Source organism: Halobacillus litoralis, assembly GCF_020171725.1.
Taxonomy (GTDB): domain Bacteria; phylum Bacillota; class Bacilli; order Bacillales; family Halobacillaceae; genus Halobacillus; species Halobacillus litoralis_F.
This window is the reverse complement of record NZ_JAIVAJ010000001.1, coordinates 597,089-619,085: the sequence shown is the minus strand read 5'-3', so window position 1 is coordinate 619,085 and position 21,997 is coordinate 597,089. Positions and strand designations below refer to the sequence as shown.

The window sequence follows — 21,997 nt, the reverse complement described above, 5'->3', positions numbered from 1 at the left end:
CTTGGACTTTTTTATAGGAATCTGTCGTTCACTCATGGTATTATATCCGTAGAATATATAGTTTAAAGGAGGAAGAAAGATGGCGCACTTACATATAACGTCGTGGGTTCTTGCCCTCGTGTTAGTTGGACTTGTCACAACTTTTTACCGATCTGAAAAGAAAAAAGCCGCAAAAATTTCTCACATGATTTTAAGAGTTCTTTATTTGGTGATTTTATTCTCCGGTGGATGGTTGTTCGCAAGCTATGCCAATTACGAAGTACTATTATTCATAAAGGTATTGGCAGGAATCTGGGTCATTGCTTCTATGGAGCTTGTATCCATCAAGCTTAAGAAAAGTGAGCCCGCTGGAACATGGTGGTTGTCGTTGACAGTTGCTGCGATTGTAGCGATTATTCTAGGGTGGGGCTTCCTGCCTCTTGGCATTCTACCAGCTTAAAGAAAAAACGGTGCGCCCGAGTGGCGCACCGTTTTTTTCTTTAGAAAATCTTAACAAAGGAAATTTAGTTGATCACGTATGCCGGATAAGCTACGTCCGGCTACAGCGCCCAGCTCCTCGCGACATCAACAACCCACCCTTCGGAAGGAAAGTTCATCTTCCTACGGGCGTTTTGTTGATGCGTGTCGGAGCTCCCAGGGCACTTGCGCCTTTGATCTTAAGAGGGGGTGTCTAATCGACCGCTTTTGTTTGGGGGTAGCGGTATATTGTTGTTTTCATTTATAATGATAATCATTCTCATTTATAAAGTCAAGTCGAATCATAATTTTTTCCTGCCACACATATGGTTAGTTGTAATGTCTTCTTACTTAAGAAAGAAAAATAAGGCATTTCTTATAAGAAGGAAGGTGTAGCTGGATGTGTGGAATCGTAGGTTGGATACAACAAAACCCGGAGAAACGAAATAAAGAGGAAATTTTGGATCAAATGGCTGTCACGTTACGCCACCGTGGTCCGGATGATTACCAGAAGTGGGTGGAGGGACCGGCAGCGCTCGGGCATCAAAGGTTGATCGTCGTCGACCCTTCTGGGGGGAAGCAGCCGATGGTGCGGAGAACGAACCATGAGCATTATATTCTTTGCTACAACGGAGAGCTGTACAATACCGATGAAATACGTACCACCCTCCGGTCGAAAGGGTGGAATTTCTCTTCTCACTCGGATACAGAAGTCGTACTTGTGAGTTACATGGAATGGGGAGAAGATTGCGTAAACCACTTTAACGGGATCTTTGCCTTCAGCATATGGGAGAAAAAGAAAGAACGACTATTTATCGCCCGCGACCGGCTGGGTGTGAAGCCTCTATTCTATAGTCCTCAGTCCAATGGTCTTTTATATGCTTCGGAAATGAAAGCCATTCTAGCACATCCTGATGTGGAGCCGGTTGTGACATCAGAAGGGATTCAGGAAATCCTCGCCCTCGGTCCCTCGAGAACGCCTGGACACGGAATCTTTCGTGGCGTTCATGAGCTGAGAGCAGGGCACCGGGCAACATGGGAGAAGGGGAAGCTGTCGATTGAACGCTATTGGAACGTCGAGAGCAAGCCCCATCAAGACTCCTTCGAACAGACGGTAGAGAAAGTACGTGAACTCTTTATTGATGCTTCTGAGCGCCAACTGGTGTCTGACGTGCGACTTGGCACCTTTTTATCAGGAGGAGTAGACTCCAGCGCGATTACCGCGGTAGCGGCGGAGCAATACAAGCGAGAAGGGGAAGGACCACTACAAACGTTCTCCATCGATTACAAAGACCAGGAAAAGTACTTCAAGAAAAATGCGTTTCAGCCGGATCGTGACGAGACATACATCAATATGGTGCGGGATCAGCATAAAACGGAGCATACCGTCATGGAGGCGGATACTTCAGACTTGGTAACCCGTTTAAAGCGAGCCGTGGAGCTGAGGGATCTTCCGGGGATGGCCGATGTCGATTCTTCCCTGTTATGGTTTTGCGAGAACATCAAATCCTACGTGACCGTTGCCCTTTCAGGTGAATGCGCCGATGAAATTTTCGGCGGCTACCCATGGTTCTATCGAAAAGAGGACCAGGAGCGCAAGGGGTTTCCGTGGATTCGCTCATTGGATGAAAGGAAATCCCTCATTCGAGACGAGTGGAATGAAAAGATTGATATTGAAGCTTACATGCTGAAACGTTATCAGGAAACCATCGATGAAACGCCTCTCTTGGATGGTGAGACAGAAGCAGCGAAGAAGCACAAACACATGTCCTATTTAAATATGAATTGGTTCATGCAGACACTGCTTGAAAGAAAAGACCGCATGAGTATGGGGGCCAGCCTCGAGGTCCGCGTTCCGTTCAGTGACCATCGGATTGTAGAGTATGCCTACAATATTCCTTGGGACATGAAGCATTTCGGCGATCAGGAAAAAGGGTTGCTGAGGCAGGCGCTGAAAGGAGTGCTTCCGGATGAAGTTTTGTTCCGGAAGAAAAACCCGTATCCCAAAACGTTCCATCCTGACTACACGAAAGCCGTGTGTTCATGGATGGAAGAAATTTTGACCGACCAAAAGGCCCCTCTGTTTGAGCTTTTTGACCGTGAGAGGATCCGGGAATTGAACGAGTCAAAAGGGAATTCGATCGATACCCCGTGGTTCGGTCAGTTGATGACAGGGCCGCAGTTGATTGCGCATCTATGTCAAATCAACCACTGGCTCGAGACGTATAAAGTGAGATTCGTATAATTGCGTAACGTTCCGATCATCATGGGAGATGGTCGGAACTTTTTCTATTTATGGTGTAACCCTGCTGAAAAGTTGTGATCAATTTGTGTAAGATTGTGAAAACCTTTCGTGCGAGATTGACGTCCACTCCCGAGAAGAGATACTCTAAGGTGGTGAGGTTTTTAACACAACTTATCAAAGGGGGCGGGATGATGAAAAGTATGACCGTGTGTCTATCGATCATCCTTATGTTTGTCAGTTCTTTCACGACCGTAAGCGCTGCCAGTTCCATCGATCGGCAGTGGGAAAGTGAAAGTGTCTATAAAATACAGATCGACCGTTTTATGAATGGGGATAATGGAAATGACCAGGAGACAAGCCTGAATGATCCAGAAGCCTATCATGGAGGAGATCTACAAGGGGTAACCGATCAACTCGATTACATAAAAGAACTCGGCTTCACAACCATTCAATTGTCGCCAGTCACAGGGAGTGCAGATTTCGGAGGGCTTGCTGTGGACGACTTCCGGTCTGTTGAAGAGCGTTTCGGTACGATGGAGACGCTGCAAGGACTTGTCGAGGAAGCGAATGAGCGTGATATGAGAGTGGTGCTCGATTTTGTTATAAAGGATGTTTCTCCAGAACATCCTTGGTTGGATGACGCGTCAAAAGAAGAATGGTTTTTAGATCGTGCAGATGAGGGGCAGTCCGGTCTTCATAAACTAGATACCAAAAAGCCTGAAGTTCAAGCCTATATGCAGGAAACAGCTGAATATTGGGCACAGGAAACTGGAGTAGACGGATTCAGGTTGATTGGAGATGACGTGGATGCCGGCTTATATCAATCCATTTCGCAAGCGGTACCAGAAGAATTCTTTTTGTACACGAACCAACAGCCTTCGGAAGCGTCTGTAGAGTGGCTTGACGGAGTGATGGTGCCAGAATACCAACAAATGATCCGTGAGACGTTTCAACAGTTCGGACAGCCGATGTCCGGATTAAACGATTTGCTGCAGCAAGCAGGGGATGAAGAGGTTGTGTGGCTGCATGCGATTGATGACGAAACGAATCAGCGGTTTACTCACCTCGCTGTTGAACAGGAACTTAATCCGACAACGAGATGGAAACTTGCTCTGACGTATCTATTCACATCTCCTGGTATTCCCGTGATGAATTATGGGACAGAAGTTCCGTTGGATGACGGGGGAACCGTCGGGAACATCCGCATGATGAATTTCAAGCTTTCGGACGAACAGATCAAAGAGAGAATTGAAAACGTCACGTCGATGAGACAGCAATACCCAGCTCTAGCTCAAGGTGATTTTAACGTTTTGCATGAAGAAGACGGGTTAACCGTCTTTGAGCGGACGTATGAAGAACAATCGATGATTGTCGCAATCAACAACGCGCCTGAAACGAAGGTGGCAGTAGTCGATCACCTCGGGGATGGTCAGCAGCTTAGAGGATTATTACAGGACGGCATTGTCCGTCAGCAGAGCGATGGCAGTTATCGAATCGCGATGGAGCGTGAAACGGCAGATGTGTTTGTTGTAGAAGAAGACGGGGGATACAACTGGCTGTTCATCGGCTTCGTCGGAGGCGTGCTCGGACTATTTGTCATAGCGGTAACCGCAATCAGTATAAAGAACAGAAAAGAATAACCATAGAGCACCTTTCTCAGGAAGGTGCTTTTTTCGTAGAAAATACTGAAGTTCCGGCACTATGATAGGACTGAAACAGTGTGAGTACTAGTTGAGAAGGATATAAACGACGTTTCAATACTTGAGAGAGAAGAAGCGTAGATAAAAAGATTAATCAGCATTTCGCGGACTGAATAGCTTGAATCTTACTTTCAAATCTTCGCAATCCAATTGAGTAGGAAAAAGGAGCCCGGTGGATTCGCACAAGGCCCCCTGAGTGACTAGGATGACTCTTCTTCCATACGCTTTCTCTTTCTGTACCAGATGAAACCAGCAACAAGAAGAATAGGAATGAGAATCGGAGAATAACCGACAATGGTTACGAATAACCAAGACAGGAATGTCATCAATCCATTAATAGAGCTGACAAACGCCTGCTTGGTACGGTCCCACGTCTGTTGAGAGGTTCCGCCGACTTCTCCTACTACGAGCGTCGTTTCCGTTACTTGCAGCGTAATGGTAGAGAAATCACTTTGATTCTGCAGGTAGTTCATTTTGCCCTTCAGCACTTCTATCTCTGACTGAATGCGCTCTAAATCCTGCGAAATTTTTAGTAATGAGTCTGTGGCTGTGGATTCATCCAAAAAAGAGAGCAGTCGTCCTTCTACTTTTTCCTTAGCCGCAAGGCGTGATTCAAGGTCGACATACTGTTCGGTCACGTCTCGGCCAGATATATTCTCGGAAATAATGGAATCCCCGATTTGTTCTAATTGACCGATCATCGCTTCGAAGTTCTGTTGAGGAACTCTGAGGCGTATTTGACCACTTCTGAGGTTGCGGTCTCCTTTGGTTACGTTCGCCTCTACGATATAGGCTTCATTCTGTTCCATCCGCTGATCCAATCGCTCCCTGAACCCTTCATAATCTTCGGTCTCGAGTTCAATGACCGCATGATAGATGAGCATTCTGTCTCCCGATTGGTCGATGATGGAATTCTCACTGTTTCCTGTCTCTGAATCTCCGCTTTCAGCAGGTGGATCAGAAAGCCCGTTTGTAGCGGCTTCATCACTTGAAGTATCCTGAATGCTTTCACCTTCTGTTGCGCTTTCCTCGCCCCCATTCTGACTGCAGGCTGCCATCGCCAACATCAATGCCATCATGATGATGATTTTTTTCATAAAAAAGACCCCCTTTGTACATTAGTCGAATCAAAGAGGGTTAGGTTACGTTCATCAGGGAATAGTTATCTGTAAGGTTGATTTAAGAAAAAGAGTGCTATGGTGCCAGGACCGGCGTGTGCTCCGATGGAAGATCCGATCAAGTCGATATGAATATCGCGATACCCGTATTCCTGTTGAATCATATCTGCCAGATGTTGAGCTGTTTCCGCATCGTCTCCGTGACTAATGGCAATACGCTGGTTTTCCAGTTGTACACCTCGTTCCCCCATCACTTCAACCATTCGCTTCAATACTTTCTTGGATCCGCGAATCTTTTCAAGAGGAATCAGTTTGCCATCCTCCATATGTAATAAGGGTTTGATTTTGAGTAATGTCCCGACAAAGGCTGCGGTTTTACTGACGCGTCCTCCGCGGTACAGATATTCAAGGTCATCCACGGTGAAAATATGTTCCATATGGTGGGCGTGGTAGTTCCCGAGTTCCAATACTTCTTCATAGCTGTTTCCATCCAGTGCAGCTTCAGCGGCTCTCATGACGACTAAGCCGTATCCGAGTGAAGCAGCTTTCGTGTCGATCACGTCAAACTTCGCTTCAGGATATTTTTCTTTGACATCCTGTTCGACCATCTTGGCCGTTTGATACGTACCGGAAAGTTCAGAAGAAAAAGCGAAGTAGATAAACGGCTGTCCTTCTTCCGCGAAAGAGGTAAACACCTCTTTGAAAGCTTGAGGGGATACCTGTGATGTTTTCGGTGCACCGCCGTTTCTCATTTTCTCGAATACTTCAACCGGTGAAATCGTTCGTCCGTCTTCATACTCTTGCCCATCAATGGTCACTCTGAGTGGAACAGACTGAATGCTGTTCTTTTCCAGAACATCTTTCGATAAATCGGAGGCGGAGTCACATAGGATTTTTACATTCATAATGGTCACCTGCTTATTTTGATTTAATTTTAGTTTAGGCACAATCTCTCAGATAGTCAAAACAATCGTGTTATCTATGTAATAATCTTTAATAAGCGCTTGATTTTACCAGCAACGGGTGATAAAAAAGAAGAGACGAGGTTCGTAGGGAGGTTTTTTATTGTTTACTGTCGAAATTAAACGTATTCTGATTGTACTATTAGGTGCCGTCTTCAATGCCGTATCCTTAAATCTATTCTTAATCGAAGCAAATGTTTACGCAAGCGGCTTTACAGGGATCGCTCAGCTCTTAACGAGTATTCTGACCGATTTCGCGGGAATACCTGGAATCAGTACAGGTCTCATTCTCTTCATACTTAACATACCGGTAGCCATTTTAGGGTGGTACAAGGTAGGGAAAGGTTTTACCGTTTACAGTGCCGTTTCTGTAGCCTTCACGACACTGTTTCTTGAGATTGTACCCGTTCAACAACTATCCGGTGACATTATTTTGAACGCCGTGTTCGGCGGTGTGCTTGGAGGAGTTGGTGTCGGTATAACCTTGAAATGGGGGGCTTCAACAGGCGGTCTGGATATCATTGCGATGATTCTGTCTCGCATGAAAGACCGTCCAATCGGAATTTACTTCCTTATGATCAATGGTGTAATCATCGTCTTAGCTGGTTTCCTATACGAACCTGAGAACGCATTGTATACGTTGCTCACACTTTATGTGACGACACGTGTTATTGATGCGGTCCATACTCGTCACGAAAAACTGACAGCTATGATTATTACGACGAAAGCACCAGAGCTCGAGAAGGCCATCCATGCACAAATGGTCCGGGGCATTACGACATTACCAGCGAGAGGAGCATTTACACAAGAAGACAAGAACATGTTAGTGATGGTCATTACACGTTATGAATTGTATGGTTTGCAGCATGTCATTAATGAAGTCGATCCAAATGCCTTCACAAATATCGTACAAACGACAGGTATCTTTGGATTCTTTCGAAAAGAAGAATAATCGTGTAACGTTTTTGGTGGGAAATACGACTAATGGAATAAATACAAGAGAAAGAGGAGTGGCGATATGAAAAAGTTTCTAGCCATGATCATGATGGGGGTCATGATTCTTATGTTAGCAGCATGTGGAACAAATGGAGATGTAGATCAAGCGGAAGGGGCAGAACCGGAAGAGGAAACTCCTGAAGAAGAAGTGACGGAGGAAGTCGATATGGATGCGTTGATCAATCAATTGGCCATGGATGCCGGTGTCGAAACAACAGCAGATGCAGCGAACTTTAACTTCTCCCTTATCAATACCGGGGAAGAAGCCGTAACACTTGGTTTCACTTCCAGCCAGCAGTATGAAATTCAAGTAGCCAATGCCGACGGAGAAAACGTGTACACGTTCTCATCCGATAAGTCTTTCGCTCAGGCTGAAACGAGCGAGGAATTAGCTGCTGAAGAGTCCCTAACAGCGTCTGAAGGCTGGACGAGCGCCGTGCCTGGTCAATACGAGGCGACTATTACGTTCCTTGTCGACACGATCAACGGTCAGTCTGTAGAAGCTACGCCTTTTGAAATCACACAGCCTTTCACGATTGAAGAACCACAGAAAGAGGAAGAACAGGACCAGTCAGAAGCGAAGGAATTCGAAGGTGACGGAGAAGCGTTCCGGAACATCAAAGTAACAGGAGAGAACGGTTCTTATGTTGTGTCAGGAGAAGCGAGAGTATTTGAAGCAAGCTTCATGTACAGCATTGAAGACGGACATAACGTACTCGTTGAGCCGACGCCGGTACAAGTAGACGGAGATGCAGCACCATCTTGGTCTCCATTCGAAATCGAAGTGTCCATCTCTGAGGAAAACCTTCCTGAGTTTGGAACCGTTACGATGTCCATCTTTGAAGAAAGTGCGAAAGATGGCAAGCCGACGAATGTGAACTACATTCCACTGGAGAACTTCCAACCAACAGAATAATGCCAATATAAGCCCCGCGGCTCAGCCGCGGGGTTTTTACACACAGAAAAGGTCGAGTATGAATGAAATCATACTCGACCTTTTTCTATTTTTGATTTAGTAACCGTAGTTATTAATGATTTCTTTGACTTGAGGTGTCAAATCATCCCATTCAGCATTTGGCAGCTTGTTGATGGTAATGAAATTTTGGAACCCGAACACGTTATCAACGCCTTCAAGCTTCATAAGGTCATTCATGATATCGTAGTCACTTGTTTGACCAGGCATAACGGATACGCTTCCGTCCCCCTGGAAGATCATAGACTCTGTTGTGAACTTACGTGCATTTGGATTTGGTGTTTCTTGTACTTGAATTGACATTTCGTATCCTCCTTATAACATCTCTTCTTATTCTAGCAGAAATCAACCTTAGTCAAAACTATAAAAAAGGATAAGTTCACATCTTACAAGTTTAGGAGATAATTGTGTTACAATGAGGTCACTTTAGGAGGTGAGGGTATGGAGTCACGATTAATCGATGTTCTTCAACCAATCAAGGATAACGATTATCAAGTCCCGGGTGATCAGAATCTCCAAGAACTGACAACCATGATGCTTCAAAGAATCGGGTCGGTTCATCCTGTATTAAGAGATGATTTGATCCACACCATATTTACGACGTTTATTGAACGTGATTACTATAATGAAGATCAACTGAAAAACATCCTTCAGTCGATATTAAATAAAAACTATCTATTTTATAGAATCGGCTCTTCTAAGAAAGAAGAAGATGCCGTATTTAAGCGCAGCTTTTCTGTGTTATTGATTCCACCCATTATCGAAAAGCACCAGAGTCAGCCTTTTCTAAAAGAGGAGGATGTCCTCAGGGTGTGGGAAAACTTGAAGAAATACATGAAGCAGGAAATGGACCACCGTGGTCATGTAGAAGGGAAAGGATGGGCTCATGCGATGGCCCATGCGGCAGACGCGATCTATTATGTCGCCTCTTGTGAAGAGATTACATCTGATCATGTACTGGAAATGCTCCCGATCATTAAAGAGCAGTTCCTGATTGACCAGCCTTACTTGTTCGATGAAGAGGAGCGGATGGTCACCGCTATCTTAGCGATGTTCAAAAAGATATCGTCAGAGCAGCGAGTGGCATGGCTTGAGACGCTTCTATATGAGAGGGAAAGCTGGCAGGACCCGAGCGAGGATATCATTATCAACAATAGTAAACACTTATTAAGAGCCCTCTATTTCCGTATGCTCGAAGGAGACTATCGAGAGCTTCGGCAGGTTTTAGAAAACCTTTTGAGGGAATTGAGAAAGCAAGAAGCTTACTAAGGAAGTGTCGCTGATGATTCGTTGGGGGATTTGGATTGGAACCATATCAGGTATCGTTCTAGGTCTATTTTTGTGGTTCGTGGAAATGGCTACAGGCAGGAAAGTCTATACGCTCTTAATGAACGTTGACTTTATTCCTGTCATAGGGGATATTGAATGGCCGGTTTACATGGAATGGCTGTTTCACATGATCATATCTTGGATTATTGGAATTCTGTATGTCTACATTCTTAAACACTGGATTCAGGATACAAGGCGAAACCAGTGGGGGCTGTCTATTCTATTGACAGCTTTTGCCTCAACAACTTACGTCCCGCTGACAATTTTAGCGATTAAAGAAACGCCTTCGCTAACAGATGGGGTGGCGATTCTTTACTGGTTGATCGGCCATGTTTTGTATGCCATCACCCTGAAAAAAGCATATTTCCGTTTTTGGTAAAAGAAACATCCGCGCGAGACACAGTCCGCGCGGATGTTTTGTTTAGACGAGTTTTTTTCTTGCATAGGCACTCAGGTAATCAATGACCGTGACAACTACAATGATGCACAGGACAATGAGTCCGACTTCTCCCCAATTGCGGTTCGCGGCGGAGATGACAATCAAGGTCCCGATACCACCTGCGCCGATGACCCCGAGGATTGTGGAAGCTCGCACATCAATCTCGAATCGGTACATGGCATAGCTTAGAAACTCCGGGACGACTTGAGGAAGGATTGCGTAAAACAACACTTGGATGCGTGTTGCCCCATTAGCCTGCATCGTTTCAACCAAAGACATATCCACCGTTTCAATCGTCTCCCCAAATAATTTGCCAAGCATTCCGGTCGATCCAATCGCGATGGCAAGCACCCCGGCAAAAGGGCTGGGACCGATGGAGGCGACGAATATGAGGGCCAGCAGAATCTCAGGAAAAGTCCGGGTTGCGTTCAACCAAAGTTTAAAGAATGCGTGAGTGATTCTCCCGATCAGCGTGTTCCCCATCATGTTTTTGGCTGTAAAGAAGCCGAGGGGAACCGCGAGTATCGCTGCCATGATACATCCCGTGAAGGCAATGGCGAGAGTTTCGACAATCAATCCCACAATTCTAAAGAACTGGTCTCCGTTCAGCTGGAAGAGTTGAGGGATGACAGTTTGAGCACGTTCAATCGTCCGCATGCTGAAGACGCGCTCAGCATTCAACTCATCCGCTATTCCCTGCATCGACCAACCAATTAAGCTGACAAGCAGCAGGGTCCAAAAGCATTTATGCAGTAAAGCCTTCACGTTTCTCTTACGGCGTGGCGGTAAAAGGTACGGTTGCTGATTCATAGAAGCGCCTCCCGAATACGATTGCTGATGAAGTCAATAAGAATCACGACAAAAAAGATGACCATAACGACCGCCATGGCAGCCGGATAGTTCAGAAAGTTGATCTGCTGCTGGATGAGCAGTCCGATACCTCCCGCGCCCACAAATCCGAGCACTACAGAAGCGCGGATGTTGATCTCAAACACATAAAGAGAAAAAGAAGCAAACTGTGGAAGGATTTGAGGGAGAACCGCGTACCAAATCACTTGAAGCTTATTCCCACCGGAAGCCTCTATCGCTTCCAGTTGAGTTTTATCAATTCCTTCAACGGTCTCACTCATCAATTTCGCGAGTATTCCTAATGAAAAAATGAAGAGTGCAAGAACACCTGAAAATACCCCAATCCCAAAAAGACCAACAAACAATACGGCCAGAATCAGCTCTGGAATCGTACGCATGACATTCAAGAATGTTCGCATGGTGTTGTAGATCCATTTATTGTTTGCGATATTCTCCGCCGCCCCGAGACAGAGCGGGATGCAGAATATCGCTGCAAGCGCTGTAGCCAGAACCGCCATTTGGATCGTTTCAGCGAGCTTCGGCCAAATGGCAGGGGCATACTGCATTTGAGGCGGCCACATTTGGCCGATCATACGTCCGACGTTTGAAAAAAACTCGCCATCAAATCGGAGAAGAGAGGCGTTTGTATGAATGGAACTCAATAGATAGAGGGCTGCTACGCCAACCCATATGAAAATAGTGATGGTTCTCTTACGTTGAGAGACAAGACCTGGAGCTTTAGGAAGTGATGGCTTCTGTTGGTTCATAGTCGGTTTTCCCTCCTCTGAGGTCGTCATCCTTAATCTTTCGACCATAAATATCTTCGAATGTTCTTTCCGTGACCTCCGCAACAGGGCCGTCGAATACGACTTCTCCTGCACGCATCCCAATGATTCTGTCGGCGTATTCCATTGCCATGTCAATGAAGTGAAGGTTGACGATCGTTGTAATGCCATCTTCCCGGTTGATGGTTTTCAAGTAATTCATGACTTGATGTGACGTCGGGGGATCGAGGCTTGCGACGGGTTCGTCTGCCAGAATGACCTTCGGCTGCTGTGTCAGCACACGGGCAATGGAAACGCGCTGTTGCTGCCCGCCACTTAGTTGATCTGCCCTCGTATGTACTTTCTCCTCAATAGAGACTCGCTTCAAGTTTTCGTAGGCAAGGGCACGGTCTTTGTTCGGGTAGATATTCAACACACTTTTCCATGTGCTTGTATGGCCGAGCCTGCCTGCGATTACGTTTTTCATGACCGTGTGCCTCTTGACCAGGTTGTGGTGTTGGAAAATCATACCGACTTTCGTGCGCAATTTACGCAGCTGGCTGGCATTATGAGCTAAAGCATTTTCGCCATCGATGTAAAGTCCTCCCGAAGTAGGCTGGACGAGTCTGTTCATGCTTCGAATCAATGTGGACTTTCCTGCGCCTGACAACCCGACAATGACGACGAATTCGCCTTTATTGATTTGTACGTTCACATTTTTTAATCCTTGTGTCCCATCTGGATAGACCAGCGATAAATCATTGCATTCAATCATGCCTGTGTGCTCCTTCTTGTTCAAATATAAGAAAAAAGGGAGACATGAGATCTCCCTTTTTTAAAACGTATTTATGATTATTTAGGGGATAATCACGTGTCTACTTGTATGTGTTCGTTTTACATGTCATCAATGTTAATGGAGTCTTTGAACTTCTCGTATGTGTCGCGTACGATTTGATAGTCTTCCGGTGATGCATCAACAATCGCATCCCAGCTGTACACATCATTCATGACTTGGATCATGTCCTCATCTTCGTTGAAGGATAGGAAGGCTTCTTTAATTTCAGCTTTCCTATCATCATTAAGAGATGGAATGACAGAGATGGTATCGTTCGGGATCCAGTTCGTATAGCCGAGGATCTTCGTATCTTCCATGACGTTCGGGTACTCTTCTTCCAAATCACCACGTGCATCTTCGAAAGTCGTCGCAACATCAGCATTGCCATCTAGAAGAGCGACGATGGCATTATCATGACCACCGGCTGAAATCGTTTGGGAGAAGAAATCCTGCTGCACATCTTGAACACCAAACTTCGTCATCAACTCATTAGCGGGGAAAAGGAATCCAGATGTAGACGTTACATCAGGAATTGCCCACGTTTTTCCTTCAAGGTCTTCGAGGGATTCAATGCCGGAATCTTTCATGACGACGTACTGAGCGCGGTATTGGTCACTGCCATAACGCTCTGACTTCAAGGAAACCTGGATATCATATTTTTCTTCTGCCAGAACATAGGCGAAGGCTGGGAGGAATCCGATATGTATTTGTCCACTACCCATTCCTTCTACGACAGCAGAGTAGCTGTTCATCACTTTTCCTTCAACAGGAATGCCGAGCTTTTCAGATAGTTCGTCGGCTAACGGCTGAACCGTATCTGCGATTTTGTCAGAGTCTTGGGATGGAACGAATCCCATAATGATTTTTTCAGGCGATTCATCACCAGTCTGTGCTTCACCCTCTGAAGAGCCACAGGCGGCAAGAACGAATGCAAGCACTGTGAAGCATGCAACGATCCATAATTTTTTCACTTTCTTAACCCCATTTCCATTCAATTGTTTTGTAAAGCAATTCCAATGATAGTGAATCTATCAGATAAAACAAGTAGATTTACCGAACATTTACAAATGCTTACAATATTCGGATGTGGAGTTAAAATTGGTTTACAATAATAATAAAAGAATGAGGAGGGATATGAGTGATTGATGAGGCGAGGTGTCTATTGTTTGATTTGGACGGAACGTTATATGAGGATACGGATCACTTTCGGTATTACGCAGACCGGTTAAAAGAGGGACTGGATGAATCCAATCGTTCGTTATTCGAGAAGGATTACGCCAGCATATTGAATGGGGAGCACCCTTTACAGATCGGGAAGGTATATGATGCAGAGTATGATCTCATCCTGACCGTCAATCCATTCACTAATGAAGTAGAAAACGTACAGGACTGGACAGGGGAAGAGGTTGAGAATAACTATAATGCGAGGGTCGATTACGACTTTGAAAGAAAGGTTGCGATTGGGGATGGGTGGTGGATTCCTTCTTCGATTGCAAGACACTATGGCATAAAACTTGAAGAAGCGTTCGAGTGTTATCGACAAACGAAGGAGTTCATGGCTTCTGATCAATTCACTATGACACAGACACCCGGATTGCGTAAGGCTCTCGAAGCTTGGAGAAAAGATAAGGCGCTGCTGCTTGTGACAAATAGTGAGGAGGAGGATGTCGCTGTCATTCTCGAACAATTGAACTTGGAAGGCGTTTTTCATGAGATCATCACATCGGCTCAGAAACCGATGAATGTGATCGATCAATTCGAGGGTTTGCTGAAGAAATATGAGCTGCTGCCTGAGGAGAGCGTCTCAATAGGGGATAACTTCATGAATGAAATTGCACCGGCATTGGTACTCGGCATGAAAGCCATTTTCGTTCAACCCCATTCCGAATCAACTTCACATGAAAACATGATCCACGTCCACAGTTTGAAAGAAATTACATAAAGACAGAACAACTCCCGGTGGGCACTAGTCACCGGGAGTTGTTCTGTACCAAATTTTCAGAAAAACTTTAGGGGTTACTATACACTACCCGCTAATCTAATCATTTAATACAACTTTGTCAATGAAAAAAAGAAAAAAACAATGAAAAAAGACCCCTTCTACAGAGAAGGGGCCTTTCATTTAAGAATGTTTGTACATCCTTATCGCAAGCTTTGGTGGTGTTGTTCAAGCTGCTGTTCCAATTGCTGTAGCTGTTGTTTCTCTTCTTGAGAACATTGGCTATAGGCAGATTGAATCGCTTGTTTAGCCGCCTGCATGTCTTGTTCGTTCGCTTGACGACCGCCACCACGGTTTTGAGTGAAGCGGGTTACCGCATCACGAGCGTTTTCAAATAGATTGTTCGCCATCGTTAAAACCCTCCTACCGTATGCTGGTCTGCTTCCATTTCCTTACGAGCTGCGTCTGTAAGCCTTTTTGGCTCCATCTTGCTTTCGTCGAAAGGTTGGACCTCAGTCCTGCTTTTTACTTTGCGATCTTTTGTTTCCTTTCCCATGACAAGTCCCTCCTGTCATAAAAAAAGCTTGAACGCTTCTTTCGCGTCCAAGCTTAGTATGGTTGTTCTCCGCTGCCATAAACGAGGAAATTTTTGTTACATGGCTTTCTTATTCAAGTTCAGGTAGTCGCTGAGAAATTCACCGATTCCATCTTCTTCATTCGTTAATGTGATATGATTCGCGACATCTTTCAGTTCATTAATGGCATTTCCCATCGCTACGCCTACGCCGGCATAATCGAGCATCTCCAAATCGTTGTCTTCATCACCGAACGCAATAATGCGATTTTCGGGGATGTCGAAGTAACGTGAAATCTTCTCAAGGCCTACAGCTTTACTCAGGCCGGATTTTACAATTTCTATGACGTGATAGGGTGCGCCCCATTTTCGGTGATCGATTAATTCTGCATGCTCATCCAATTGAGAACGGAGGAGGCTGATTTTGCTTTCTTCCGGATGGATTAAAATCGAAGTAGGGTCCGATTTCAAGTTTGCCTGTAACTGCCCAACATGAATCGGATCGTTTTTCGTTTGGAAAATGCTCATGATTTCCTCATCGTATTGATCCAAATAGACCTCATCTTTCACCTCTGCCAAAATGTTTCGCACACCTAGGTTCTGACAGGCTTCAATAATCTGATGAGCGGTTCGTACCGACATAGGAGAGTGGAGCGCGTCCCATTTGTGGTCAGTGGGATGGTGAATTAAAGCACCGTTAAAGTTGACCATCGGCGTTTGTAAACCTAGCTCGTGGTAATAGTTGATGCTCGCTCTGTGTGGACGTCCTGTGGCAATCACTACGATATGTCCTTCATCCATGGCACGAAGCACCGTTTCTTTCGTTTTAGGGCTGATGACTTTTTCATCTGTCAATAATGTTCCATCTAAATCTAATGCAATCAAGTGTCGTTCTTTCATCTTCGTTCACCTCTCTATATGTATAGTTTAGCGGCTTTTTAACCAGTATGTAAAGAAATCCCTTCTTTACAACGTAATACTTCCCATTTGGATAGGGCAGTGTTACGATATGAACATAACAGTTAAAAATTAGCATGGTTTAAATTTGACGTAAAGATTCATGAGAAAGGGTTTAGGCGAATGATAGGCATACAAAGACAAACATTTAAAAATGTACCTGTACTTACTGTGGTAGATCAATCCAAACAGGAAGAACCGCTGCCTGTTTTTATTTATTTCCACGGCTTTACTTCTGCGAAAGAACATAATTTAGCCCAGAGCTACCTGTTGGCTCAAAAGGGCTATCGTGTCATTCTCCCAGATAGTGCTTATCACGGGGAGCGGGAGGAAGATCTCACGAAAGATGAACTGAACCTGAAGTTTTGGGACATCGTGTATCAAAATTTAAAAGATCTTCAAGATATTAAGGATGAATTAGACCGTGCAAGTCTTATTCAGGACCGCAGGATTGGGGTCGGAGGCACGTCCATGGGTGGAATTACGACTTGTGCCGCTCTAACGATGTATCCATGGATCCAAGCATCGACTGTCATGATGGGTTCACCGAAGCCCGTAGAATTTGCGAAGCGGCTGCTTAATGGAATCGAAGAAGCCGGTATGGAAATGCCAGTGAGTGACGAAGAGCTGGAATCTCTTCTGGCTTCTTTGGAAGAAATTGACTTATCGAAGCAGAAAGAGAAGCTTTACAGCAGACCGATCTTCTTCTGGCACGGTGATGCAGACCCGGTCGTTCCGTTCGAGCATTCTTATGATTTTTACAATGAAGTCATCGGAGATTATAAGAACCCTGAGAACATCCGCTTTTTGAGAGAGGTAGGGCGGGATCACAAAGTGAGTCGTTTTGCTGTTCTTGAGATGGTGAATTGGCTGGAATTAGTCTTATAAGGCTCCAATAGTTTATTCTATGCTCATTTTTGTTTATAATAGGAAGTGAAGAATTATGAAGGGGGAACTAATGTGAGTACAACTGCTCTTGAAGAAAATGCAATGGGCGCCCTTGAAAATGTCATTGACCCCGAGCTTGGTATCGATATTGTCAACCTCGGTTTAGTCTACGGTGTAGATATAGAAGATGACGGGAAGACAATCGTAACGATGACGTTGACAGCTATGGGCTGCCCGTTAGCCGGCCACATCGAACAAGATGTGAAGCGATGTCTTGCAGATTTGCCTGAAGTTAAAGAAGTTCAAGTAAATATTGTATGGAATCCACCATGGACGAAAGATCGCATGAGTCGTTATGCGAAAATCGCTCTTGGCATTCCAGATTGATTGAGAGGACCCCTGCCGAACCATGCGGCAGGGGTTTTTACATAATAAAAAGAGGGAAGTGGAAAGGATGAAAGGCTCACCTGTCTTTCAAATTGTAGGATATAAAAACAGCGGCAAAACAACACTGTTATCAAAGCTTATTGCCTACGGAGCAGGAAAGGGAGAACGTGTGGCTGTCATTAAGCACCACGGACATCCGGAACCACTGCAGGCGATGCACGATGAAACAGACAGTGCCAGGCTGAAGAAATCGGGGTCCTTTCTGACAGGTGTAAGAAGCGCCGGGGGATTGCAATTAGAGCTGGACAGTACGGATTTCTCTTTACCTCGTATAGTGGAGCTGTATCAAGCTTTCGAACCGGACTTGATTGTCGTAGAGGGTTACAAGGAAGAGGACTACCCTAAAGCTGTCATCGTAAAGAAGGAGCAGGACCTCGAACTTTTAAAAAAAGAAAACATTCGTTTCGTCATCACTTGGGATGTTTCCTTAACGGGAAATCTCACTCTCCCCGTGTACACCATAGGAGAGTGGGAGGAGCAGTTACCTATCTTATATGATCTGATAAAAGGAGGGGGAACGTTATGAGCGACTACTGGATAACAGAAAATCCATTAAACCCACGGGACGTCATCGATCTTGTCATACGTCCTGAGGCTGGAGCGATCAACACGTTTATCGGCACGGTCAGGGAGTTTACAGAAGGTAAGCAGACGCTGTTTCTGGAATATCAAGCATATGAAAGCATGGCTGTAAAGAAGATGGAAGAAATCGGTCATGAAATCGAACAGCAATGGCCGGATGCCCGAACAGCCATTGCCCACCGGACGGGGAGGCTAGAGATATCAGACATTGCTGTTGTCATAGCCGTGTCTACACCACACAGAGCAGATTCTTACGAAGCGAGCCGCTATGCCATCGAGCGGATGAAAGAGATCGTACCGATTTGGAAAAAAGAACACTGGCATGACGGAGAAAAGTGGATCGGTGATCAAAAGGAAAAACACCCTGGTGTGCCAAGTAAGGAGGAAGTCCAGTGAACCGATTATTATTTTTTGCAGAACTGCAGGAGCAGATGGGCGCGGAACAATTGGAGCTGCAGGCAGAGGGGCAGACCATTGAAGAATTGAAAGGGTATATCGGGGATACGTATCAGCTACATAAGGTGAAGGAAGCGATGGTCGCCGTCAATGAGGAGTTTGCTGTCAACGACTATCAAATCCAGGACCATGACGTTATCGCGTTCATTCCACCTGTAAGTGGCGGGTGAAACATACGTCACAAAAAAAGTCAGCCGCACAATGCGGCTGACTTTTTTTCTTATGATTTAAAGGAACAGAATGACTAGTCCCCCGACGATGAAACAGTAGAACGCGAAGTACTTCAAGTTTCCACGCGCCATAATATTCATAAACCATTTCAACGATACGTAGGAAGCGAGAATAGAAGCGATAAAGGCAATCGCGTACCCAACCCACTGCTCTGCCAAATTATCGTTTAGCAGTTCATCGATCGATAACAGCATCGTCCCCAGGCTGACAGGAATGAACAACAGGAACGAGAACCGGAGTGCTGTTTCCTGTTTCATGCCAAGAAGCATCGCGGCGACAATCGTCGCACCAGAGCGGCTGATTCCCGGGATGAGAGCGACAGCCTGAGCCAGTCCGACGATCAGGGCATCCTTCCACGTCAATTGACCATCATTTTTACTTCCTCTAATATTACGGATGATCCATAATGCGACACCCGTAATGATTAACGTAATTCCTACTGTTTGTACACCACTTAGTTCATTTTCAATGATGTCCCCAAGTAAAATTCCGAGTACACCCGCAGGAACAGTACCAATGAACAGGTATAAAATAAAATCAAAGTCATCTTTCTGAGCGTCATCTTTTGTGAAAATATAGCTGATTCCGTTCTTAGCAAGCCGCATCAGGTCATTCCAATAAATCATCAACACAGCGACCAGCGAACCGAAGTTTACAAGGATTTCAAAGTTCAACCCTTCTAATTCAAAGTCCAACAACTGTTGAACGATGACGAGGTGTCCACTTGAAGAAACCGGGATAGGCTCGGTAAACCCTTGGAATATTCCTAAAAATAAGTATTTGAGTAATTCAATAAACTCCTGCATAAATTATGCTCCCCCTTGATCCTACACATTTCCATTTCTCTACTATACCGCTAGTTGATTTTTATGTGCAATCAGACAAGTTATTCATTATGTACAACAAGAAAAAAACGCTGCCATCCACGATAGCAACGTTTGTCGTCCTTTTGTCAGGCTTCTTCTGAAATAACGCCTTCACCAAGAATAATGGCAGCAAGAGTAAACAGAATCGTTGTCACGATCACTTGTGAAAACGCGAAGCTTCCTCCAGCCATGTTACTGATGACGTAGGCCGCCATGAAGCTCAACAAAAAGGCCCAAATGATTGTCCAAATATAGCGCATCGTTACTCACCTCATTTTTGCACGTTCTGTTTCCATATTACCAGAACGGTGGATAAAAAGAAATATGAAATCGCTTCAGGATTCATCAATCTCCTTTTCAGCGAATAAACTATACTAGAACGTGAAGGGGGAAGAAAAATGATCATTACCGTGAACCCTAGTTTTCATTGGATCGGATATCATTTAACAGCAAACCTTCTTCAAGAAGGCGTGAGTGTCATTGGAATAGACTCATTAACGTCTGAGCGCTCCGAACAATTGTATATGTTTGTCGGCAGAAACAGTAATTTTCAACACTTTTATAATCAAGAGGATAAAGAACAGCACATCCATATAGAGGATGACGAAATTTCGATTGTGTACGAACAGAATGAGTTATTCATTGAACAAAGTGGAGCTCTTCTAGCCCATTTGACCCTACCTATTGTGTACGGAGAATGGATGGATCTACCGGATCACGAGATTTCTAATGAAGACGAATTGTACGAGTGGGTGAGAGAAAGGGAAGCCGTCTATATCGGTGATTACGTGAAAAAAGCTTTTCCACAGGTTGTCAGCAAGCATCTGCCACCTGCTCTCGATATGGAGAATGAGGGGCAGCTGAGGAGAAATGTTCACGAAGTATGGAAGACGATACAGTCAGAAAATTCGTTTGATTTCAAGGGAATCTGACCAAAAGACGTTTACTTTTCCTAAGAAAAACATGTAGAATAAAAGAGGATATTAGAGAGGTTTTTCTTAGGAGTGCTGATTGTGAAAAAACTAACACTAGTCCTTTTGTCTGTATTTCTCGTACTACCCGCTTGCAGTCCATTATCCAGTAGCGGTAAAGATCTGAAAGTCGGCATGCTTGTCGAAAGCACGATCAGCGATCAAGCATGGGGACAAAAAGGATATAAGGGTATGCAGGCCATTCAAGAAGAATTCGGAGTAGACACTTTTTATAAAGAAGGTATTCAAACTTATCGACAATCGGCTGAGGCTGTTGAAGAGCTCGTGAACAAGGGTGTCAATGTCATCATCGGTCACAGTAATTTATATGGTAAGCATTTCAGGCAGCTGCATACAAACTATCCGGATGTCGAATTCATCTATTTCAACGGACAGTTTACAGCTGACAACGTAACAAGTCTTAATTTCAGCGCACATGCTATGGGCTTTTTCGGTGGCATGGTGGCTGGAGAAATGACAGAAACGAACAAGATCGGCCTAATCGCCGTCTACGAATGGCAGCCTGAAGTAGAGGGGTTTTACGAAGGGGTTATGTACCAGAATCCTGAGGCTGAAGTGCAAATCTCTTTCACCAATGACTGGGCCGGAGTAGAAGAAGCACAGGAGATCTATAAGAAGATGAAGACAGAGGGTACGGATGTTTATTATCCAACGGGTGATTTATTCAACGTTCCGCTGATTCATACCATTCAAGAGGATCAAAATCATGTGATCGGCTATCTATCCGATCATTCATCCGTGGCTGAGAACACCGTCCTGACAAGTACTGTTCAACACGTAGACGTTGTTTATAAACTAGCCATGGAGCGGTTGATGAACGATGAATTAGGGGATGAACCTATTTATTTCGACTTTAAAGACGGAGCGATTTCCATGGGCGGATACAGTCCAGAGGTACCGGAAGCATTTGTGAAGGAAATGGAGCGTTCTGTAGAACAATATATAGAATCGGGTCAATTACCGAACGAACAATAACTCTGAAGCCAATGGCTTCAGAGTTATTTTAATTTCTGGGTGCACAGAACGGGGACACGTGAGCCAAAAGCAGTCCCGGTTCTGTTTCTAGCTATTCATTTCTTAAACTTATCAATCATCGGCTTTACAATCGGGGATACTGATTTCCATGTTTTCGACATTTCCTGCATTAAATCCGGCCATGAGAGGGAGGGAGAACCACTTGTATCTTCTGAATCCGTTGCTTCCTCTTTCTTTTCTTCTTTTTGTGAACCATCTTCCTGTGCAGGTCGCCGGTTCCAAAACTGATCGAAGGGTGACATCTTTTTATCCGCCATCTTCAACACCTCCTCAATAGTACTCTATGAAGTAATTCAAGCCTTTTTGTGGGCATGGGAGCCCGCCTGACTTGCAGAAAAAAAAGATATGAATTAAAATTAGTACC

General features: G+C 44.8%; 28 protein-coding genes. 15 read left to right on the top strand and 13 right to left on the bottom strand.

The genetic code is table 11. The features are described from left to right. Positions 1-79 precede the first annotated feature (79 nt). The 3 genes from LCM20_RS03340 (at position 80) to LCM20_RS03330 (ending at position 4,341) form a co-directional block, all read left to right on the top strand. Entirely contained in the window at positions 80-439 is a 360-nt protein-coding gene (locus tag LCM20_RS03340) for a YisL family protein (protein WP_225194005.1), read from the top strand. Between the two features lie 417 nt (positions 440-856). After that, positions 857-2,701, top strand: coding sequence for an asparagine synthase (glutamine-hydrolyzing) (gene asnB / locus LCM20_RS03335; RefSeq protein ID WP_225194004.1), 1,845 nt, complete (start codon positions 857-859; stop codon positions 2,699-2,701). A 191-nt stretch (positions 2,702-2,892) separates the two neighbouring features. Continuing rightward, positions 2,893-4,341, top strand: coding sequence for an alpha-amylase family glycosyl hydrolase (locus LCM20_RS03330; RefSeq protein ID WP_225194003.1), 1,449 nt, complete (start codon positions 2,893-2,895; stop codon positions 4,339-4,341). Between the two features lie 260 nt (positions 4,342-4,601). On the opposite strand, the gene LCM20_RS03325 is transcribed toward LCM20_RS03330, so the two are convergent. Beyond that, positions 4,602-5,498 carry a DUF4349 domain-containing protein gene (locus tag LCM20_RS03325; protein WP_225194002.1) on the bottom strand — a complete coding sequence of 299 codons (897 nt, stop codon included), beginning with the start codon at positions 5,496-5,498 and terminating at the stop codon, positions 4,602-4,604. 65 nt (positions 5,499-5,563) lie between these two features. Further along, positions 5,564-6,424, bottom strand: a complete 861-nt coding sequence (locus LCM20_RS03320; protein WP_225194001.1) for a DegV family protein — start codon at positions 6,422-6,424, stop codon at positions 5,564-5,566. 160 nt (positions 6,425-6,584) lie between these two features. On the opposite strand from LCM20_RS03320, the gene LCM20_RS03315 reads away from it, so the two are divergent. After that, positions 6,585-7,433: a YitT family protein gene (locus LCM20_RS03315; RefSeq protein WP_225194000.1), complete on the top strand. Its 849-nt coding sequence runs from the start codon at positions 6,585-6,587 to the stop codon at positions 7,431-7,433. A gap of 66 nt (positions 7,434-7,499) precedes the next feature. Continuing rightward, positions 7,500-8,393 (top strand): BsuPI-related putative proteinase inhibitor, encoded by an 894-nt coding sequence (locus LCM20_RS03310; protein WP_225193999.1) that lies wholly within the window; start codon positions 7,500-7,502, stop codon positions 8,391-8,393. A gap of 96 nt (positions 8,394-8,489) precedes the next feature. Here the strand turns inward: LCM20_RS03310 and LCM20_RS03305 are convergent, their stop codons facing one another. Continuing rightward, positions 8,490-8,753, bottom strand: coding sequence for a NifU N-terminal domain-containing protein (locus tag LCM20_RS03305; RefSeq protein WP_225193998.1), 264 nt, complete (start codon positions 8,751-8,753; stop codon positions 8,490-8,492). Positions 8,754-8,891: 138 nt separating this feature from the next. Between LCM20_RS03305 and LCM20_RS03300 the strand changes: the two genes are divergently transcribed. Together LCM20_RS03300 and LCM20_RS03295 are read left to right on the top strand one after the other, a co-directional pair. Next, positions 8,892-9,719: a DUF2785 domain-containing protein gene (locus LCM20_RS03300; RefSeq protein ID WP_225193997.1), complete on the top strand. Its 828-nt coding sequence runs from the start codon at positions 8,892-8,894 to the stop codon at positions 9,717-9,719. A gap of 13 nt (positions 9,720-9,732) precedes the next feature. Beyond that, the gene (locus tag LCM20_RS03295; protein ID WP_225193996.1) at positions 9,733-10,158 is read left to right on the top strand and encodes a hypothetical protein; all 426 of its coding nucleotides are present in this window, start codon (positions 9,733-9,735) and stop codon (positions 10,156-10,158) included. A gap of 42 nt (positions 10,159-10,200) precedes the next feature. Here LCM20_RS03295 and phnE (LCM20_RS03290) read toward each other — a convergent pair whose 3' ends face one another. The 4 genes from phnE (LCM20_RS03290) to LCM20_RS03275 form a co-directional block, all read right to left on the bottom strand. Further along, positions 10,201-11,028 carry a phosphonate ABC transporter, permease protein PhnE gene (phnE, locus tag LCM20_RS03290; protein ID WP_225193995.1) on the bottom strand — a complete coding sequence of 276 codons (828 nt, stop codon included), beginning with the start codon at positions 11,026-11,028 and terminating at the stop codon, positions 10,201-10,203. After that, complete coding sequence (gene phnE, locus LCM20_RS03285; protein ID WP_225193994.1) at positions 11,025-11,834, bottom strand: phosphonate ABC transporter, permease protein PhnE; 810 nt, start codon at positions 11,832-11,834, stop codon at positions 11,025-11,027. The genes phnE (LCM20_RS03290) and phnE (LCM20_RS03285) overlap by 4 nt, the downstream gene beginning before the upstream one ends. Then, complete coding sequence (gene phnC, locus LCM20_RS03280) at positions 11,806-12,606, bottom strand: phosphonate ABC transporter ATP-binding protein (RefSeq protein WP_225193993.1); 801 nt, start codon at positions 12,604-12,606, stop codon at positions 11,806-11,808. The genes phnE (LCM20_RS03285) and phnC overlap by 29 nt, the downstream gene beginning before the upstream one ends. 119 nt (positions 12,607-12,725) lie before the next feature. Then, on the bottom strand, positions 12,726-13,637 hold the full coding sequence (locus tag LCM20_RS03275; protein ID WP_225193992.1) for a phosphate/phosphite/phosphonate ABC transporter substrate-binding protein: 912 nt from the start codon (positions 13,635-13,637) through the stop codon (positions 12,726-12,728). Between the two features lie 167 nt (positions 13,638-13,804). On the opposite strand from LCM20_RS03275, the gene LCM20_RS03270 reads away from it, so the two are divergent. Next, the gene (locus tag LCM20_RS03270) at positions 13,805-14,608 is read left to right on the top strand and encodes an HAD family hydrolase (protein ID WP_225193991.1); all 804 of its coding nucleotides are present in this window, start codon (positions 13,805-13,807) and stop codon (positions 14,606-14,608) included. A gap of 200 nt (positions 14,609-14,808) precedes the next feature. On the opposite strand, the gene LCM20_RS03265 is transcribed toward LCM20_RS03270, so the two are convergent. From LCM20_RS03265 to LCM20_RS03255, 3 genes are all read right to left on the bottom strand, one after another. Beyond that, the gene (locus tag LCM20_RS03265; protein ID WP_225193990.1) at positions 14,809-15,015 is read right to left on the bottom strand and encodes a DUF3813 domain-containing protein; all 207 of its coding nucleotides are present in this window, start codon (positions 15,013-15,015) and stop codon (positions 14,809-14,811) included. Between the two features lie 2 nt (positions 15,016-15,017). Continuing rightward, positions 15,018-15,161 (bottom strand): hypothetical protein, encoded by a 144-nt coding sequence (locus tag LCM20_RS03260; protein ID WP_225193989.1) that lies wholly within the window; start codon positions 15,159-15,161, stop codon positions 15,018-15,020. 96 nt (positions 15,162-15,257) lie between these two features. After that, on the bottom strand, positions 15,258-16,079 hold the full coding sequence (locus LCM20_RS03255) for a Cof-type HAD-IIB family hydrolase (RefSeq protein ID WP_225193988.1): 822 nt from the start codon (positions 16,077-16,079) through the stop codon (positions 15,258-15,260). A gap of 180 nt (positions 16,080-16,259) precedes the next feature. Between LCM20_RS03255 and LCM20_RS03250 the strand changes: the two genes are divergently transcribed. From LCM20_RS03250 to moaD, 5 genes are all read left to right on the top strand, one after another. Continuing rightward, positions 16,260-17,024: an alpha/beta fold hydrolase gene (locus LCM20_RS03250; RefSeq protein WP_225193987.1), complete on the top strand. Its 765-nt coding sequence runs from the start codon at positions 16,260-16,262 to the stop codon at positions 17,022-17,024. Between the two features lie 102 nt (positions 17,025-17,126). Then, positions 17,127-17,411, top strand: a complete 285-nt coding sequence (locus tag LCM20_RS03245) for a metal-sulfur cluster assembly factor (protein WP_225194190.1) — start codon at positions 17,127-17,129, stop codon at positions 17,409-17,411. Between the two features lie 67 nt (positions 17,412-17,478). Next, positions 17,479-17,997 (top strand): molybdopterin-guanine dinucleotide biosynthesis protein B, encoded by a 519-nt coding sequence (mobB, locus tag LCM20_RS03240; protein ID WP_225193986.1) that lies wholly within the window; start codon positions 17,479-17,481, stop codon positions 17,995-17,997. Further along, positions 17,994-18,449 (top strand): molybdenum cofactor biosynthesis protein MoaE, encoded by a 456-nt coding sequence (locus LCM20_RS03235; protein ID WP_225193985.1) that lies wholly within the window; start codon positions 17,994-17,996, stop codon positions 18,447-18,449. The genes mobB and LCM20_RS03235 overlap by 4 nt, the downstream gene beginning before the upstream one ends. Further along, positions 18,446-18,679, top strand: coding sequence for a molybdopterin converting factor subunit 1 (gene moaD, locus LCM20_RS03230; RefSeq protein WP_225193984.1), 234 nt, complete (start codon positions 18,446-18,448; stop codon positions 18,677-18,679). The genes LCM20_RS03235 and moaD overlap by 4 nt, the downstream gene beginning before the upstream one ends. 57 nt (positions 18,680-18,736) lie before the next feature. Here the strand turns inward: moaD and LCM20_RS03225 are convergent, their stop codons facing one another. Together LCM20_RS03225 and LCM20_RS03220 are read right to left on the bottom strand one after the other, a co-directional pair. Further along, the gene (locus LCM20_RS03225) at positions 18,737-19,546 is read right to left on the bottom strand and encodes an undecaprenyl-diphosphate phosphatase (RefSeq protein WP_225193983.1); all 810 of its coding nucleotides are present in this window, start codon (positions 19,544-19,546) and stop codon (positions 18,737-18,739) included. Between the two features lie 146 nt (positions 19,547-19,692). Next, positions 19,693-19,866: a YjzD family protein gene (locus tag LCM20_RS03220; RefSeq protein WP_225193982.1), complete on the bottom strand. Its 174-nt coding sequence runs from the start codon at positions 19,864-19,866 to the stop codon at positions 19,693-19,695. Positions 19,867-20,004: 138 nt separating this feature from the next. Between LCM20_RS03220 and LCM20_RS03215 the strand changes: the two genes are divergently transcribed. After that, on the top strand, positions 20,005-20,538 hold the full coding sequence (locus LCM20_RS03215) for a hypothetical protein (RefSeq protein ID WP_225193981.1): 534 nt from the start codon (positions 20,005-20,007) through the stop codon (positions 20,536-20,538). Positions 20,539-20,619: 81 nt separating this feature from the next. After that, positions 20,620-21,573 (top strand): BMP family ABC transporter substrate-binding protein, encoded by a 954-nt coding sequence (locus LCM20_RS03210; protein ID WP_225193980.1) that lies wholly within the window; start codon positions 20,620-20,622, stop codon positions 21,571-21,573. A 95-nt stretch (positions 21,574-21,668) separates the two neighbouring features. Here the strand turns inward: LCM20_RS03210 and LCM20_RS03205 are convergent, their stop codons facing one another. After that, positions 21,669-21,890, bottom strand: a complete 222-nt coding sequence (locus tag LCM20_RS03205) for a hypothetical protein (RefSeq protein WP_225193979.1) — start codon at positions 21,888-21,890, stop codon at positions 21,669-21,671. Between the last annotated feature and the right edge of the window lie 107 nt (positions 21,891-21,997).

Excerpts from the sequence above, each read along its gene's own strand:
- LCM20_RS03295 (WP_225193996.1), top strand. The coding sequence starts at position 9,733 with ATGATTCGTTGGGGGATTTGGATTGGAACCATATCAGGTATCGTTCTA.
- LCM20_RS03235 (WP_225193985.1), top strand. The coding sequence starts at position 17,994 with ATGAGCGACTACTGGATAACAGAAAATCCATTAAACCCACGGGACGTC.
- phnC (WP_225193993.1), bottom strand. The coding sequence starts at position 12,606 with ATGATTGAATGCAATGATTTATCGCTGGTCTATCCAGATGGGACACAA.
- asnB (WP_225194004.1), top strand. The coding sequence starts at position 857 with ATGTGTGGAATCGTAGGTTGGATACAACAAAACCCGGAGAAACGAAAT.
- LCM20_RS03215 (WP_225193981.1), top strand. The coding sequence starts at position 20,005 with ATGATCATTACCGTGAACCCTAGTTTTCATTGGATCGGATATCATTTA.
- LCM20_RS03250 (WP_225193987.1), top strand. The coding sequence starts at position 16,260 with ATGATAGGCATACAAAGACAAACATTTAAAAATGTACCTGTACTTACT.
- LCM20_RS03265 (WP_225193990.1), bottom strand. The coding sequence starts at position 15,015 with ATGGCGAACAATCTATTTGAAAACGCTCGTGATGCGGTAACCCGCTTC.
- LCM20_RS03310 (WP_225193999.1), top strand. The coding sequence starts at position 7,500 with ATGAAAAAGTTTCTAGCCATGATCATGATGGGGGTCATGATTCTTATG.
- phnE (WP_225193995.1), bottom strand. The coding sequence starts at position 11,028 with ATGAATCAGCAACCGTACCTTTTACCGCCACGCCGTAAGAGAAACGTG.
- LCM20_RS03245 (WP_225194190.1), top strand. The coding sequence starts at position 17,127 with ATGGGCGCCCTTGAAAATGTCATTGACCCCGAGCTTGGTATCGATATT.
- phnE (WP_225193994.1), bottom strand. The coding sequence starts at position 11,834 with ATGAACCAACAGAAGCCATCACTTCCTAAAGCTCCAGGTCTTGTCTCT.
- LCM20_RS03205 (WP_225193979.1), bottom strand. The coding sequence starts at position 21,890 with ATGGCGGATAAAAAGATGTCACCCTTCGATCAGTTTTGGAACCGGCGA.
- LCM20_RS03260 (WP_225193989.1), bottom strand. The coding sequence starts at position 15,161 with ATGGGAAAGGAAACAAAAGATCGCAAAGTAAAAAGCAGGACTGAGGTC.
- LCM20_RS03300 (WP_225193997.1), top strand. The coding sequence starts at position 8,892 with ATGGAGTCACGATTAATCGATGTTCTTCAACCAATCAAGGATAACGAT.
- mobB (WP_225193986.1), top strand. The coding sequence starts at position 17,479 with ATGAAAGGCTCACCTGTCTTTCAAATTGTAGGATATAAAAACAGCGGC.
- LCM20_RS03225 (WP_225193983.1), bottom strand. The coding sequence starts at position 19,546 with ATGCAGGAGTTTATTGAATTACTCAAATACTTATTTTTAGGAATATTC.
- LCM20_RS03255 (WP_225193988.1), bottom strand. The coding sequence starts at position 16,079 with ATGAAAGAACGACACTTGATTGCATTAGATTTAGATGGAACATTATTG.
- LCM20_RS03320 (WP_225194001.1), bottom strand. The coding sequence starts at position 6,424 with ATGAATGTAAAAATCCTATGTGACTCCGCCTCCGATTTATCGAAAGAT.
- LCM20_RS03330 (WP_225194003.1), top strand. The coding sequence starts at position 2,893 with ATGAAAAGTATGACCGTGTGTCTATCGATCATCCTTATGTTTGTCAGT.
- LCM20_RS03340 (WP_225194005.1), top strand. The coding sequence starts at position 80 with ATGGCGCACTTACATATAACGTCGTGGGTTCTTGCCCTCGTGTTAGTT.
- LCM20_RS03325 (WP_225194002.1), bottom strand. The coding sequence starts at position 5,498 with ATGAAAAAAATCATCATCATGATGGCATTGATGTTGGCGATGGCAGCC.
- LCM20_RS03220 (WP_225193982.1), bottom strand. The coding sequence starts at position 19,866 with ATGCGCTATATTTGGACAATCATTTGGGCCTTTTTGTTGAGCTTCATG.
- LCM20_RS03305 (WP_225193998.1), bottom strand. The coding sequence starts at position 8,753 with ATGTCAATTCAAGTACAAGAAACACCAAATCCAAATGCACGTAAGTTC.